Source organism: Actinopolymorpha rutila (genome assembly GCF_013407855.1).
Taxonomy (GTDB): Bacteria; Actinomycetota; Actinomycetes; order Propionibacteriales; family Actinopolymorphaceae; genus Actinopolymorpha; species Actinopolymorpha rutila.
In genome coordinates, this window is the sequence record NZ_JACBZH010000001.1 from 3,828,628 (window position 1) to 3,843,764 (window position 15,137).

At 73.6% G+C, this 15,137-nt stretch carries 14 protein-coding genes; 11 read left to right on the forward strand and 3 right to left on the reverse strand.

Going from position 1 to position 15,137, the window contains the following annotated elements:
* Window positions 1-43 precede the first annotated feature (43 nt).
* The gene (locus F4554_RS17140) at window positions 44-1,606 is read left to right on the forward strand and encodes a family 20 glycosylhydrolase (RefSeq protein ID WP_179788441.1); all 1,563 of its coding nucleotides are present in this window, start codon (window positions 44-46) and stop codon (window positions 1,604-1,606) included.
* Between the two features lie 9 nt (window positions 1,607-1,615).
* Here the strand turns inward: F4554_RS17140 and F4554_RS17145 are convergent, their stop codons facing one another.
* Both F4554_RS17145 and F4554_RS17150 read right to left on the reverse strand, forming a co-directional pair.
* Entirely contained in the window at window positions 1,616-2,446 is an 831-nt protein-coding gene (locus tag F4554_RS17145) for an AfsR/SARP family transcriptional regulator (protein WP_179788443.1), read from the reverse strand.
* 67 nt (window positions 2,447-2,513) lie between these two features.
* Entirely contained in the window at window positions 2,514-2,774 is a 261-nt protein-coding gene (locus tag F4554_RS17150; RefSeq protein ID WP_179788445.1) for a hypothetical protein, read from the reverse strand.
* A 125-nt stretch (window positions 2,775-2,899) separates the two neighbouring features.
* Between F4554_RS17150 and F4554_RS33645 the strand changes: the two genes are divergently transcribed.
* Entirely contained in the window at window positions 2,900-3,694 is a 795-nt protein-coding gene (locus tag F4554_RS33645; RefSeq protein WP_179788447.1) for a BTAD domain-containing putative transcriptional regulator, read from the forward strand.
* A gap of 54 nt (window positions 3,695-3,748) precedes the next feature.
* On the opposite strand, the gene F4554_RS17160 is transcribed toward F4554_RS33645, so the two are convergent.
* Window positions 3,749-4,153, reverse strand: coding sequence for a hypothetical protein (locus tag F4554_RS17160; protein ID WP_179788449.1), 405 nt, complete (start codon window positions 4,151-4,153; stop codon window positions 3,749-3,751).
* 172 nt (window positions 4,154-4,325) lie between these two features.
* Here F4554_RS17160 and F4554_RS17165 point away from each other — a divergent pair, with 172 nt between their 5' ends.
* Genes F4554_RS17165 through F4554_RS17205 form a run of 9 tightly spaced genes read left to right on the forward strand, consistent with a single transcriptional unit; the run spans window position 4,326 to window position 15,134 of the window.
* Window positions 4,326-5,003: a hypothetical protein gene (locus tag F4554_RS17165; RefSeq protein WP_179788451.1), complete on the forward strand. Its 678-nt coding sequence runs from the start codon at window positions 4,326-4,328 to the stop codon at window positions 5,001-5,003.
* A gap of 4 nt (window positions 5,004-5,007) precedes the next feature.
* Window positions 5,008-5,313, forward strand: a complete 306-nt coding sequence (locus tag F4554_RS17170) for a LysM domain-containing protein (RefSeq protein WP_179788453.1) — start codon at window positions 5,008-5,010, stop codon at window positions 5,311-5,313.
* 1 nt (window position 5,314) lies between these two features.
* A complete protein-coding gene (locus F4554_RS17175; protein WP_179788455.1) occupies window positions 5,315-6,451 on the forward strand; it encodes a hypothetical protein in 1,137 nt (378 codons plus the stop codon).
* Window positions 6,448-6,945 carry a phage baseplate assembly protein V gene (locus tag F4554_RS17180; protein ID WP_179788457.1) on the forward strand — a complete coding sequence of 166 codons (498 nt, stop codon included), beginning with the start codon at window positions 6,448-6,450 and terminating at the stop codon, window positions 6,943-6,945. Before F4554_RS17175 ends, F4554_RS17180 begins: the two co-directional genes overlap by 4 nt.
* The gene (locus F4554_RS17185; protein ID WP_179788459.1) at window positions 6,946-7,260 is read left to right on the forward strand and encodes a hypothetical protein; all 315 of its coding nucleotides are present in this window, start codon (window positions 6,946-6,948) and stop codon (window positions 7,258-7,260) included.
* Window positions 7,257-7,643, forward strand: a complete 387-nt coding sequence (locus tag F4554_RS17190; protein WP_179788461.1) for a GPW/gp25 family protein — start codon at window positions 7,257-7,259, stop codon at window positions 7,641-7,643. The genes F4554_RS17185 and F4554_RS17190 overlap by 4 nt, the downstream gene beginning before the upstream one ends.
* Complete coding sequence (locus tag F4554_RS17195; protein ID WP_179788462.1) at window positions 7,640-10,258, forward strand: baseplate J/gp47 family protein; 2,619 nt, start codon at window positions 7,640-7,642, stop codon at window positions 10,256-10,258. Before F4554_RS17190 ends, F4554_RS17195 begins: the two co-directional genes overlap by 4 nt.
* On the forward strand, window positions 10,258-12,912 hold the full coding sequence (locus F4554_RS17200) for a baseplate J/gp47 family protein (RefSeq protein WP_179788464.1): 2,655 nt from the start codon (window positions 10,258-10,260) through the stop codon (window positions 12,910-12,912). The genes F4554_RS17195 and F4554_RS17200 overlap by 1 nt, the downstream gene beginning before the upstream one ends.
* Window positions 12,909-15,134: a phage tail protein gene (locus tag F4554_RS17205; protein ID WP_179788466.1), complete on the forward strand. Its 2,226-nt coding sequence runs from the start codon at window positions 12,909-12,911 to the stop codon at window positions 15,132-15,134. The genes F4554_RS17200 and F4554_RS17205 overlap by 4 nt, the downstream gene beginning before the upstream one ends.
* Window positions 15,135-15,137 lie beyond the last annotated feature (3 nt).

A 15,137-nucleotide genomic window follows, 5' to 3' on the forward strand; every position in this document is an offset into this window, starting at 1 on the left:
CCGGCCGGGCCCGAGCACCCGGCACACCACCGAGGAGCGTTCCGTGATTCCGTGGCCGACGTCGTACCTGCCCGGGCAGGGGTCCTTCACCCTCGACGACGCGACCGTGGTCGAGGGACCACCGGCGCTGAGTGAGATCTGGCGTACCGACCTCGGCGCCCTGGCCGCACGCACTCCCGCGACCGGAGACGGGTGTAGCCGGGTCGACCTCGACCTCGACGCCGGCCTGCCCGCGGAGGGTTACCACCTGGAGGTCCGACCGGAGGTCGTCCGGATCAGGGGCGGGTCACCCGCAGGCGTCTTCTACGCGGTACAGACACTGCGCCAGCTTCTCCCGCCGGACAGCCTGCGGCGTGCGGCCGTCGGACCGGCGCTCACGACGGTGCCGTGCTGCGTCGTCGAGGACGCGCCCGCGCACGGCTGGCGGGGCGGCCTGCTGGACGTCGCGCGGCACTTCGTGCCGAAGGAGTTCGTGCTGAGGTACGTCGACCTGCTGGCGCTGCACAAGCTGAACGTCCTGCAACTCCACCTCACCGACAACGACGGGTGGAGGTTCGAGTCGCGGAAGTATCCCCGGCTCACCGAGGTCGGCGGCTGGCGGCCGGAGACCCGCTGGGTGTGGGAGGAGTCCGGCGACGGTACGCCACACGGCGGCTTCTACAGTCGCGCCGACCTGGCGGAGATCGTGGCGTACGCCGCCAGTCGGTTCGTCACGATCGTCCCCGAGATAGAGATGCCGGCGCACACGTTCGCGGCGATCGCGGCCTACCCGGAGCTGGGCAACGACCCCGATCTCGCGCCGCAGACCTGCGTTCCGTCGACCGGCCACGACGTCGTCAACGTCGAGGAGTCGACGGTGACGGTCTTCACCGACGTCCTCGCCGAGGTGCTCGAGGTCTTCCCGAGCCCGTTCGTCCACATCGGCGGCGACGAGTGCCCGAAGGAGCCGTGGCGGAACAGCCCGCGTGCACAGGCCCGGATGCGCGAGCTGGGCCTCGCCGACGAGGACGCCCTGCAGAGCTGGTTCGTCCGGCGGATGGACGACTGGCTGAGCGCGCACGGACGGCGGCTGGTCGGCTGGGACGAGATCCTCGAGGGCGGCCTCGCCTCCGGCGCGACGGTCATGTCGTGGCGCGGCGAGAGCGGCGGGGTCACCGCGGCGCGCGCGGGCCACGACGTGGTGATGGCCCCGACGGATCCGACGTACTTCGACTACTACCAGTCCGACCAGGACGACGAACCGCTGACGATCGGCGGTCTCAACACCCTCGAGTCGGTGTACGCCTACGAACCGGTGCCGGCCGAGCTGACCGGACCGGAGGCGAAGCACGTCCTCGGCGCGCAGTTCCAACTGTGGGGGGAGTTCCAGCCCAACGGTGCGAGCGTGGAGTACATGACGTTCCCCCGGGCGTGCGCGTTCGCCGAGGCGGTGTGGCGTGAACGCCGGACGCGGTCGTATGAGGAGTTCCGCGACCGGCTGGTGGCACACCTGCCCCGGCTCGACGCCCTCGGCGTCAACTACCGCCCGCTGGACGGCCCACGCCCGTGGCAGCGCGGCGGCCGGGGTCGCTTCAACCGCCCGTCACAGCCCCAGATGGTCGACTGAGCCGCCCGGTCAGGTGGCCAGCGCCATGGAGCCGGCACCGGGCGGGACGGCGGGCACCCGCCGCGCGCCGAGCCGCTGCGGATCGCTCGGCCGCCGGCCGGGGACCTCGAGCAACGTCGCCAGTTCCGGACGTGGCTCCACGTCGAGCTCACGCCGCAGCAGGCAGCGGTAGGTGTCGTACGCACGCATCGCCTCGGCCCAGTTCCCCTCACCCAGGTGTGCCATCAACAGCGCACGCTGCGCGCTCTCGCGCAGCGGCTCGGCGTTCACCGCGAGCATCGCCACCTCGACCGCGAGCGCCCACCGGCCCGCCCGCAGGTGCTCCAGGCTGAGCGCCTCCAGGGCGTGCAGCAACCGCTGCCGCACGCGTTCGCGCTCCAGCAGCACCCAGTCGTCGTACCAGCCCGGGAGCAGATCCAGGGCGTCGATGCCGGCCGGCAGCACGGCCAGGTCGGCGGCGGTGGGCTGACCGGCGATGAGCCGGGTCGCCCACTCGCTGACCACCCGCAGGTCGATGACGACGTCGCGCCGCAACGACAACGACCGCTTGTCCGCCTCGAGAACGTCGATCCGCGCGCGGTTCAGCCGCCACAGCGCCGAACGAAGGTTTCCGGCCGCTCGCTCGTCATCGCCGATCGGCCAGAGCGCACCCGCCGCGTACCTGCGTTCGACCTGCCCCCGGTGCAGAGCGACGAACACCAGTAGCCGCTTGCTGCCCTCGGGAACGGCGATCCGGTGACCGCCGCCCAGGCTGACCATCAGGCCGCCGAACAGGGAGAGGACCGGGGAGCCGTCCGCGTGGTCGGGGCCGATCAGCGAGTCGACGAGGTCCAGGTACATGCGGCGCTCCCCCCAACGGTCTCCTGGACCAGACGGTAGTGAACGGGCGTCACCACCGCGTCACGGTTCACCCGCCGTACTCCGGGGGCTCGGGGTCGGCGTCCTCCCTGCCGAGAACGTGGCCGTCGACGACCCGCGCGACGAAGTCCCGCACGGCGCCGAGCGCGTTGTCCGGGTCCGTGAAGTGGTAGTGCCGCTCCCCCGACACCTCGCGGATGTCACCGTTGACGCGTACCGAGATCAGCATCCCGACCGGCTGCGGCTCCATCCGGATGATGCAGATCGCCGTCCCCTGTTCTCGCTCCGTCCGCTGCTCCCGCGTCGTCACCTTGTCACCGTGCCATCGGCGGTGTCACTCGTCCGTTCGCGAGGCGTCGCCGAAGACGATGGTTCCGAGGGACAAGAGCAAAGAAATGATCTTTGCCGGAGACCGCCGCGCAGGTAGGTTGGCGGGTGAGTGACGCACCAGGCCAAGGAATCGGCGTCCTCGTGTGGAACTCGGCGGATCCGGGGGGACCGATGACTCTGGCGACCCGGGTTCCGGGGGCGACCGAACCAACTCGGCAGCCTGACACCGTGTGCCTGCTCGGCGGTCCCTACGTCAGGTCGGGTGACCGGCGGCTCGACCTGCCCGAGGGAAGCAAACGGCTGCTGGTCTTCGTCGCTCTGCGCGGCCGGGTCGACCGTCCTCGTGCCGCGGCCGTGCTGTGGCCGGACAGCGGCGAGGAGCGCGCCGCGGGAAACCTCCGGTCGGCTCTGTGGCGCATGAAGAGCGCCGGGATCTTCGTACTCACCGCCGACAAGTCCACGCTGGGCCTCGTGCCCGGCACCGAGGTGGACGCCGTCGCCTGGTGTGGCTGGGCAGGCCGGCTCGTCACCGGCAAGCCGGGCCCGGCCGACCTGGAGGCGACACCACCTGCCGAGGCGTTCGACCTCCTGCCCGGCTGGTACGACGACTGGGCGGTCTTCGAGCGGGAGCGCGTACGCCAACGGCTTCTGCACGCGCTCGAGGCCCTGAGCCGGCAACTCGTACGAGCCGGGCGACGGGCCGAGGCGGTGGAGGCCGCGATGACGGCCGTCGGCGTCGATCCGCTTCGGGAGAGCGCGCAGCGGGTGCTCGTCGAGGCACACCTCGCCGAGGGCAACCTCGCCGAGGCGAGGCGATGCGTACGGCGGTATCACTCCCTCGTGCGGGCCGAGCTCGGCGTGGACCCGAGCGAGGGCTTCCTGACGATGGCGAACGACTGATCGGCACCGCGCCGAAGCCGGGTAGGGCAGGGCAGGGCGCCGCCATCGGCCGGATCACGTCGGTTCGAGGCCGGTCAGGATCTCGACGGCCACCGACTCCGCCGCCTTGTTCGCGAGCGTGAGGGACCGCGGGCCGCCCGCGACCATCACGGCCAGCACGCCCGGAGTGCCGACCAGCAGTGCGCCGTCGACGTCGAACGGGTCGCCGTCCGTCGCGCCGTTGACCGGCGTGAGCGTGACCGTCGCCGCCTTGCCGCCGGACGTACGCGCTGCTATCCCGAGCAGGACGACCGTCCCGCCGTCGGGCAGGAGGTCGACGGACTGCTGGGCGTCCCCTGTCCCCACGGCACCAAGGGTGACGGCGGCGAAGGTGTACGACCGCGGCTCGAGCGTGGTGCTCAACTGCAGAGTGGGGCCGCCGGCCACCTTGAGCGCGGCAGTCACCGTCACCTGAACCATGGAGCCCTCCCTTGACCTGTTGGGTTCCAGACTCCGGTGCGAACGTCGTGGCACCGTCACTCGAGCGTCACGCCCGGCGCGGGAAGCGTCCGGAGCGGTGGCGCGCACCTGCCGGTTCACCGGTGACGACGGCGTGACGCGTCGATGACGCCGCGCCGCGACGCTGACGGGCATGGGTACGTTTCCGCGCAGCCCCCGGACGTTCCGCGGCGCCATCGCCGCGGTCGACCCGCTGTCGCCGCTGTCCCGGATCGTCATCTTCGGCTACAACCCGGACTCGGTGACCCGCACACTGACGCCGCGCACCCCGGCCGCTCAGGGCCGGCAGGCCGCCGACGCCAACCGGATCTGGGGCGCGCCGATCGAGAAGATCAGCCTCACCGTGGAGATCGACGCGGCCGACCAACTGGAGACCGGTGACCCGATCGCCGCGACCACCGGCATCGCCCCCCAGCTGTCGGCGCTGGAGATGCTGCTCTACCCCAGTGCCGCGCAGGTCATCGTCAACAGCGCCTTGCTGCTGGCCGGGACGATCGAGATCCTGCCCACCGAGGCCCCGCTCACGGTGATGGTCCTCGGCCCCGGGCGGGCCGTGCCCATCCGAGTCGAGTCGCTGACCATCACCGAGCAGGCGTTCGACACCATGCTCTTCCCGATCCAGGCCACCGCGGCCCTGACCGTCCAGGTCCTCACCTACTCCGACCTCTCCGTGACCGACCCCGGCTACGCGTTGTTCCTCGTCCACCAGGTGCTCAAGGAGACGATGGCGAGCGTCGCCGGCGTCGCGGGGGCGGCCGGTGCGCTGAGCGGTGGCGTGAGCGGGTCGGCCAGTCTCTCGGCAGGAGGCTGACGACATGGCCGCGAGTCGCTACGATGGCCTGGAGGTCGCCACCCTCGGCGTTCCGGACGGTGCCGGCGGGCAGGTCGACGTCCGTTACCTGCGCCGCCGTTTCCTGCCCCGGACCGACCCGGCCGCGAGCCCCCTCGCCTACCACCGGGTCCGCCGCGACGACCGGCTCGACCTGATCAGCCAGACCTACCTCGGCGATCCGACCGTGTTCTGGATGGTGGCCGACGCGAACCCGGTGCTCGCCCCCGACGACCTCACCGCACCTGACGCCGAGGACAGCGTCCTCGTCATACCGCTGCCGGGGCACTGACGTGGGCGCCACCCACCTCACGATCCTGGCCGGCCCCACGGTGCCGGTGCCGCTGCCGCCGAACATCGCCGAACGGTTCCGCGAGGCGACGGTGACAGAGACCGACGACGAGCGGTCGGTGTTCACCCTCACCTTCGACGCCGGCCGGACCGCGGCACTCGGCGCCTTCGACACCCCGCTCGTCACCGGCTCGCCCCTCGTAGCGGGAGCCCGGGTGGTGCTGATGGTCACCGTCGGCGTACTCCCGGAGGTCCTGTTCGACGGCATCGTCACCGAGGTGACGCTGACTCCCGGCTCGGGCCCGGGCAGTGCCGTCGTACAGGTCACCGGCGAGGACGTGTCGATCCTGCTCGACCGGGAGGAGAAGGACGCCGAGTGGCCGGCTCTCGACGACCTCCCCCAGGCCCTCGTCGTCCTCGCTCCGTACGCTGCCCAGGGCATCGTGCCCATGGTCGTTCCACCGCTGGACATGGACCCGCCACTGCCGATCGAACGGGTGCCCACCCAGCACGACACCGATCTGCGGCACCTGGTCATGCTGGCCGAGCGGCACGGCTACGTCGCCTACGTCCTTCCCGGCCCGGTGCCGGGTGTCAGCCGGTTCTACTGGGGCCCGCCGATCCGGGTGGGAGTACCGCAGCCCGCCATCTCCGTCGACCTCGGCCCGGAGACCAACGTCGTCGCGGCGCCGACGTTCACCCAGAGCGCGCTGGCGCCGGTGAGCGTGGAGGGAGTCGTCCAGGATCCGCGTACCGGGACCACCGTGCCGCTGCGCACCGGTCCGAGTCTGCAGCCGCCGCTGGCCGCGCTGCCGCTGTGGCTCACCGGCGCCGCGACCGTCCACCGGGAGCGCTTCCGGGAGAGCGGCACCTCGACGATCTCCGCCTTCGCCCGCGCGCAGGCCCTGGTGGAACGCAGCGTCAACGCCGTCACCGGGCGCGGGATTCTCGACGGCGCGCAGTACGGCGCGGTGCTCCGGCCGCGTGGTTTGGTCGGGGTGCGTGGTGCCGGCTGGAGCCACGACGGGCTGTGGTTCGTCAAGGAGGTCGAGCACAGCCTCAGCCCCGGCTCGTACCGCCAGCGGTTCGTCATCACGCGTGAGGGTTACGGCTCGACGGTCCCGGTGGTGATCCCGTGAAGACCTTCTACGGCAAGTACCGGGGCACGGTCGCCCTGAACATCGACCCGCTCATGCGCGGCCGGGTCCAGGTCAAGGTGCCCGCGGTCTTCGGCGACGGCCAGCTGAGCTGGGCCGAGGTCTGCGTCCCGTACGCCGGTGACGGAGTGGGCATCTTCGCGGTGCCGCCGCAGGGCGCCGGGGTGTGGGTGGAGTTCGAGGGCGGCGACCCGCAGAAGCCCATCGTCAGCGGCTGCTTCTGGAACGCCGGCCAGGCCCCGGCCAGCCCGGCGGTGCCCCAGGTCAAGGTGTGGAAGACCGACGCCGTCAGCATCACGCTCAGCGACCTGCCCGGCGCCGGCGGGCTCACGATCGAGGTCGGCCCGCCCGCGGCGCCGGTGGCGATGAAGCTGGCGATGACCGCGTCCGGAATCGAGCTGAGCGTCGGTGCGTCGAAGATCGAGCTGTCGCCGGCCTCGGTGAAGGTCAACGGCGGCGCCCTGGAGGTGATCTGAGTGGGTTTCCTCGTCCAGCAGGGCGCCACGGTGATCTGCGGCCACGGCGGGCAGGCCACGCCGACCGCGCCGAACCCGCGGGTGCTGCTCGGCGGCACCTCCAGCGTGACGCTGAGCGCACCGTGGACGGTCGCCGGCTGCCCGCTGCCACCCAACGCCGGGGGTCCGTGTACCACCGCGACCTGGACCACCGGCACGGTCCGCGTGCTGTCCGGTGGCCAGCCGCTGGTCGTCCAGGGCGGCAGCGCCACCTGCGTGCCCACCGGCGTACCGCTCACCGTGGTGGTCGCCCAGTTGCGGGTCCAGGCGTCATGAGCCGTACGTCCGTGACTCACGTCGGCTTCCCGCTGCGCCTCGACGCGCGGGGCCGCACCGCGGTGGTCAGCGAGGAGGAGTACCTCCGTGGCCTGGTCGAGGCGCTGCTGTTCACCCGGCCCGGCGAGCGGGTCAACCGGCCGACCTTCGGCAGCGGGGTCGACCGGCTGGTGTTCGCCCCGGCAGGCGACGAGACCGCCCACACCACGCAGGCCCTGGTCGCCGCCGCGGTGCAGCAGTGGCTCGGCGACCTGATCCGGGTCGACGACATCAGTGTGACCAGCGTCGACGCCCGGCTCGAGGTCACCGTGGTCTACACGTCGCTGCGTTCCGCGGCCGGGGACCAGCGCCGCGTCCTCAAGGTCTCCGGGGGTACGACGTGAACAGCGCGGAAGCGGGCAGCGCGTTCGTCGCCGCCATCGACCGGGACGCCCGGCGCAGGGTCGTACTGCGCACCGGTCCGGGCGGCCTGGACGGCATCGACTTCGTGGAGGTCCTGTCCAACCGGTACGGCACGCCCGGCTACGTGCCCGGCGCGCCCAGCCAGCGCACCCTGCTCGTCCACCTGCTCAAGCGGCCGGTGCCGGCCGCCTGGTCCGGCGCCAACGTGGCGGTCTCCGGCGGCGTGCGGCTGGACCCGGCCCTCAACCCCGTCCGGGTCGAGTGGGCCTACCCCGTCCTCGCCCTCACCGGATCCGACGAGGACCCGCCCACCGAGCCGCTGCCCGGCGTCCGCCCCACCGACCGCCGGCTCGTCGCGCAGGCGGTTCCGGCGGAGGTACGCCCGCGCGTGCTGGTGGTGCGTACGTCATCCGCCGGCGACTTCTCGACGTACCTCCTCCGCCTCCTCGACGACACCGGCCACAAAGCACCGGCCGGGCTGGATCCGGCGCTGGCCGAGGCGCCGTTCACGTTCAAGGTCGACTGCCCGACCGACCTCGACTGCGCGTCGGCACCGGCCGCGACCGCGACGCCGGCAGGTGCGCCGATGCTGGACTACCTGGCCCGCGACTATGCCGCGCTGCGCTCCCGCCTCGTCGACCGGCTGGCCGGACTGCTGCCGGGCTGGCGGGACCGCAACCCCGCCGACGTCGGCGTCACTCTGGTCGAGCTGTTCGCCTACCTCGGCGACCGGCTGAGCTACCAGCAGGACGCGGTGGCCACCGAGGCCTATCTCGGCACCGCCCGGCGCCGGACCTCGGCCCGCCGGCACGCCCGCCTGCTCGACTACCGGATGCACGACGGCTGCGCGGCACGGGTCTGGCTCACCTTCACCACCGACTCGGCCGTCACCCTGCCCGCCCACACCCCGGTCGCCGACACGATGCCGCCACCGGGCGGCACCGACCTGCCCACCGGCGCCGACGTCACCGATCTCGGCGGCGTCGTGATGGAGACGTGTGCGCCGGTGCCGCTGGATCCGGACCGCAACGCCCTTCCCCTGTACGCGTGGGGCGATGACGACCACTGTCTGCCGGCGGGCAGCACCGCGGCCTTCGTGGTCGCCGGCCGGTCGGGCTCCCTGCCACCGCTGGCCCGCGGTGACGTCCTGGTGCTGGCGGACCTGCCATCGGGCACGGACGGCACGGACGCTCCCGACGGAGTCCGCGACGGTGACCCGGCGAGCCGGTTCGCCGTCCGGCTGGTCGCCGACCCGGTCCCGCACGTCGACGCGGCGGTCACCCCGCCGCTCGACGTGCTGGAGCTGCGCTGGGGTGTGGCCGACGCGCTGTCCCGGTCGCTCCGGGTCAGCGAACCGGGCGGCGCCGGTGAGCCGGTGGTCCGGGCGGTCGCACTGGCGAACGTGGCACTGGCCGACCAGGGCGCGTCGGTGGGGCCGGAGGACCTCGAACCGGCGCAGGTCCCGACCGGCGGCAGGGCGGCGTACGAACCCCGTATCCGTCGTACGGACATCACGGTCGCCGACCCGCTGTCGCCCGCCGACGGCCCGACGGGGGCCTTCACCAGCGCCGCCGCCACGCTGGCTCCGCGGCCGGACCGGGCGTTGGCCGCGGTGAGCGTCGACGACGGACAACGGTCCTGGCGGCCGCGGCCGGACCTGCTTGCCGGCAACCGGTTGACGGCCGACTTCGTGGTGGAGACCGAGGCGGACGGGGTTTCCCGGCTCCGGTTCGGAGACGGAGTGGTCGGGCGGCGGCCGTCCGCCGGTGCTCGCATGCAGGCGTGGTATCGCCTCGGCGGCGGTGCTGTCGGCAACGTCGCCGCCGACCGGCTCACCCACCTGCTCGCGGTGCCCGGCCCGGCCGGTCCGGTGCCCGCCGTCCCCGACGGGGCCGACGTCAGTGTGTGGAACCCGCTGCCGGCCACCGGCGGTGTGGACCCGCAGGCCTTGCCCGAGGTTCAACTGCTCGCCCCGCAGGCCTTCCGTACCCAGCTCCGCGCCGTCACCTCCGCCGACTACGCCGACGTGGCCATGGCCGACCCGCTGGTCCAGCGCGCAGTCGCCCGGCGGCGCTGGACCGGATCCTGGTACGCCCAGGAGGTCACCCTCGACCCGGTGGCCGGCGCGGCCGCCGATCCGGACTGGACCCTCGAACTGGCGGCCACGCTGGAGATCCGCCGGATGGCCGGTGTGGACGTGGAACTCGCCGACCCGGTGATGGTTCCGCTGGAGATCACCATCCAGGGATGCGTCCTGCCCGGCCACCAACGTGCCCAGGTCACCACCGCCCTGCTGGAGGAGTTGTCGACCCGGGTGCTGCGCGACGGCCGTCGTGGTTTCTGGCACCCCGACAACTTCTCCTTCGGTGAGCCGCTCTACCTCAGCGACCTGGTGGCCGCGGCCATGCGGGTGCCCGGGCTGATGTGGATCGACGTGACCCGCTTCGCCCGGGCCGGGGCGGGCACGCGCGGCACCGCGGAGGCGCTGGCGTCGGGCCGGATCGCCGTCGGCGCCCGCGAGGTACTGCGGTGCGACAACGACCCCAGCAACCCCGAGGCCGGATCACTCGAGGTCGTACTGAAGGGAGGGTCGTGATGAGCGGCACCACCGACGGCGCCACGGCAGCCGACTGTGGTTGCGGCTGCGGCGGTGGTTGCGGCACCACGGCCGCCGGCGCCGGGGCGGCGGGCATCGCCAACCCCGCCGGGCTGGGCGCCCTTGCCTGGCGGGTGAGCCCGCACGACCTCGCCATGCAGCGGATGCGCGCGGACCTCGCTGCCGGCGCGCCGGACCGTCCGGCCGCGCTGCGGACGCTGGCCCGCCACCCCACCGACGACCCGGCGATCGCCGTGCTGGACGCCTTCGCCACCGTCGCCGACATCGTCTCCTTCTACACCGAGCGGATCGCCCAGGAAGGCTTCCTGCGCACCGCCGCCGAGCGGCTGTCGGTAAGGGAACTCGCCGCCACCGTCGGCTACCAGTTGCGGCCCGGCGTGGCGGCCCAGGTCGAGCTGGCCTTCGAGGCCGAGACCGCACCGGGCGCTCCCGCGGAGGTGCTGGTCGCCGCCGGCACACCTATGCAGTCCATCCCGGGTCAGGGCCAGCTGCCGCAGACCTTCGAGACCGAGGCCGACCTCGTCGTCCGCGGAGTGTGGAACCGGCTGCCGGTGCGTGCCGCCGAGCCGCAGGCGTACGACCGCCGAACCCGGTCGATCTGGCTCACCGGCACCGCGACGCCGGTACGCACCGGCGACCACGTGCTCGTCGTCGGCAAGGAACGGATCACCGACCCCGAGGGCCACAGCGAGGTGTGGGACTTCCGCACCGTCACCGCCGTGACCCTCGCTCCGGACGGACTGTCCGGCTGGATCCGGCTAGACCTCAACCGGGCCCTGGGCAACACCGACGCCCGGCCACTCATCGCCGAGGACGGCCCGTCCGTACACCTGCTCACCGACCGGACCCGGCTCTTCGGCCACAACGCGCCGGACCCGAGCATGCTGGTCACCGACCAGGGGCCGCCGCCCGGCTCCGAGCCGGCTCCCCAGCCGTCCGCCCACGGGAGTGGCCCGACGCCGCCCCGGTACGTCTGGAGCGGCTTCGCCCTCGGCGAGCAGCGGGACCTCGAACTCGACGGCGACCACCCGTCGGTACTGGCCGGAACCTGGATCGTGCTGGAACAACCGGAGGCGGTCGAGGCCCTCCTGGTGCGCTCGGTGGAGGCCGACGGGCTGGCCAAATGGGGGCTCACCGGCCCGATCACCCGGACGCTCGTCGACCTCGGGGAGGACGTCGGCCGCTTCAACCGGCGCCGCGCCAAGGTGCACTGCGGCTCGGTGCCCCTGCCGGCTGCGCAGGCCCCGCTGCGTTCCGGCCTCGGCGGTGACCAGGTCGACGTGCCGCTCACCGAGCCGCTGCTGGCGGTCGGCCGGCTGGTCCTGGTCGCCGGACCCGACGCGACCACCGGGCAGGCCCGTTCGGAGCTTCGTGCGGTCAAGGCCTGTGAAGCACTCGGCACCACCGGATGGATGCGACTGACCCTGGACGCCGTACTCACGTACACGTACGAACGCAGCACTGCCACGGTGCGCGCCAACGTCGCCACGGCCACGCACGGCGAGACCGTCCGGCAGGTGCTCGGCAGCGGGTCGGCCACACCGTTCACCGAGTTCGGCCCGCGCCGCACCCCGCTGACGTACGTGCGCGCGGCCACCCCCGACGGCGCGGTCGCCGAACTGGAGGTCCGAGTCGACGGCGTCGCCTGGCACGAGGTGGCGGACCTCGGGCAGGCCGGACCGGCGCAGCGGGCGTACGTCCTGCGGCACACCGAGGACGGCCAGGCCCGGATCACCTTCGGCGACGGGGTGCACGGATCGCGGGTGCCGACCGGGGTGGAGAACGTCGAGGCCACCTACCGGGTCGGCATCGGGGCCGACGGCGCGGTCGACGCCGGCCAGGTCAGCCTGCTGGCCCGCCGCCCGCTCGGCATCCGGGAGGTCGCCAACCCCGGCCCGGCGCACGACTGGGCTCCACCGGAGGATCTGGAGACGGCCCGTGTCAACGCACCGTTGCGCATCCGCACGCTGGACCGCGCCGTCTCGGTGGCCGACCACGCCGACTTCGTCCGCGGCTTCGCCGGTGTCGGGCCGGCCCGCGCCGACCTGGTGTGGGACGGCCGGCAGGGCGTGGTGCTGGTGTCCCTGCTCGGTGTGGCCGGGGTCGACCCCAGCCAGGCTCTCCTCGACGACGTGGGGCGGTCCCTGCTCGCCGCCCGCGACGCCGGACAGCACGTGCTCGTCCGGGCGTGCGACGTCGTCGAGTTCGGGTTGGGAGTCGACCTCGCCCACGACCCCGACCACCGCCGCGACGACGTCCTCGCGGCGGTCCGGGACGCGCTGAAGGTCGCCCTCGGCCGGGCCGGCCAGGCCATCGGCGCCCCGGTCAGCTCCGCGCAGGCCCTGGCGGTGATCCGCTCGGTGGCCGGGGTGCGGGCCTGCACGTTGCCCGATCTGCAAGCCGCGCCCGACGTCTCCGCACGCCGCGGGTTCGTCCGCCCGCGCCGGCGCCGGGCGCCGTCGCGGCACGCCCGGGGCACCGCTCGCACCGGGGCGACGCGGGCGGCCAACGCCGCCGTCGCCGACCGGCTGCTCGCGGCGCCCGGCCGCTTCGAACCCGGCACCGGCTTCCTCCCGGCCCAGCTGCTCGCCCTCGACCCGGCCCGCGTGACGATCGGAGTGATGAGCCTGTGAGCACGACCTCCGCACGCGCTGCCGGCACGGCCACCAGCACCGCCGCCGACGAGTTGGCCGCGCTGCTGCCGGTCCACCTGCGCAGCCGCGACGAGGAGTCCGGCGGGCTGCTGGCCGCACTGCTACAGGTGGTCGGCTCCGAGCTGGACCTGCTGCGCACCGACCTCGACGACCTGTACCGCGCCTGGTTCGTCGAGACCTGCGCGGAGTGGGTCGTGCCGTACCTCGCCGACCTGGTGGGGGTCGCCGACCTGCCACCGGAGACGGCCGGGGTGAGCCGGCGCGCCTTCGTGGCCAACACCATCGGCTACCGCCGCCGCAAGGGCACGGTCGCCGTCATCGAGCAGGTGGCCCGGGACGCGTCCGGCTGGCCGGTCAGGGCCGTGGAGTTCTTCCGGGTGCTCGCCGGCTCCGCTCACCTCAATCACGTACGCCTGGACCGGCCGGCCACGGCTTCACTGCGTTCGGCCGACCGGCTCGACCTGGTCCCACCCGGCCATGCGTACGGCGCCCTCGACCCGTTCGCCCACACCGGCGAGGTGCGCCACATCGCCGGCGGCCGCGGCCGGTACCAGATACCGCATGTCGGGGTCTTCCTGTTTCCCCTGCAGGTGTACGACTTCCCGCTCGCCGCCACCGAACAGGACTGGCCGCAGGCGGTGCCGGCACCGGTGCCCGCCTCCGAAGGGCTGCCCGCCGTCGGCGACGGCAGCGCCTGGCTCGTCCACCCGCTCGGCCTGCCGACACCGCTGTTCGCCGCGCCGGCCACCGAGGACACGATCGAGCACCTGGCCAGCGAGGCCGACCTTCCCGTGCCGCTGCGCCCGCGCCGGCTGCTCGCGGCCCTGTGGGCGGCGCGGGCCAACCCGGCGCTGGCGGCCGCGCTGCCGGTGGGGGTGCTCGTCGACGGTCAGGTGCTCAGCCCGGAACGGATCCGGGTGAGCCGGCTGGAGGACCTGGCCGACGTCGACGGTCCTCAGGTCATGGTCGACCCCGCCCTGGGCTGGCTGCGCAGCTACGTGGACCAGGCCCCGAGCGCGGCCGCCGACGTCCGGGTGCTGCACGCGTACGCCGCCCGGGCGGACCTCGGCGCGGGAACCTACGACCGCTCCGAGATCCACGACGAGGTCCGCGCCGGCCAGGGGTACGTGGGCGACGGCGACACCGGTCGCGGCGACGCCCGGGCCCAGGTACTCGTCACCGCCGACGGCCCGCTGGCCTCTCCGGCCGCCGCCCTGTCCGCGGCCGAGACCGCCTGGGCCGATCCGGCCGACTCCCCCGCCGGCGGCACGTTCGTCGTGGCCGTCGGCGACAGCTCCCGCTACGACGGCGACCTCACGGTGGCCGTCCCCGAAGCGACCCGGCTGACGATGGTCGCCGCCACCTGGCGGGACCGGATCGTCGGCAACGACGAGATCCGGCCCAGGGTGATCGGCGAGTACAGCCCCGAAGGGCTGCGGCCGGTGGTCGTGGGCGATCTTCGCCTCACCGGTGCGCCCGGCTCCGCGGTCCTCCTCGACGGGCTGGTCGTCACCGGTGACGTGGTGGTGGCCGCGGGCGACCTCGGCCGGCTGACCGTCAGCCAGTGCACGATCGCCGGCCGGGTCCGGGTGGAGGGCGCCGACGGCGCCGCCAACGGCGACTGCCGGGTGGTGCTGCGGCGTACCCGGGCCGCCGGGGTCGACCTGGCCGCCGACGTCCCCGAGCTCACCCTGGTGGAGAGCATCGTCGACGCCCTGCCGCCGGAGCTGGCGAACGTCGCGGTCAACGCCCTCACCGGCGTCACCGGCCCGGCGGTCACCGCACCTGGAGCCGCGGTCGTCGTGACCGGCTGCACGGTCCGCGGCGGGCTCACGTCCAGATCGCTGAACGCCGGCAACTCGATCCTGGACGGTGCCGCAGTCGTCGAGCACCGCCAGATCGGCTGCGTGCGCTACAGCTACGTCGGCCCGGGAAGCCGGGTGCCGCGGCGGTTCTCCTGCGTCCCGCCCGCCGAGGGCGCGGGCGCTCCGTCGCCGGTCTACGTCTCGATCGAGCCCGGCTCGCCCTCCTACCTCGCGCTGGCGCCCGGCTGTCCGGCCGACATCCGGGCCGGCGCGGAGGGAGACGGCGAGATGGGGGCGTACCACCATCTGCAGGCGCAGCTGCGGGTCCAGGCCACCCGCCGGCTGCTGGCTCCGTACGTTCCCGTCGGCCTGGAGATCGGAACTGTGGGGGGCTGAGCG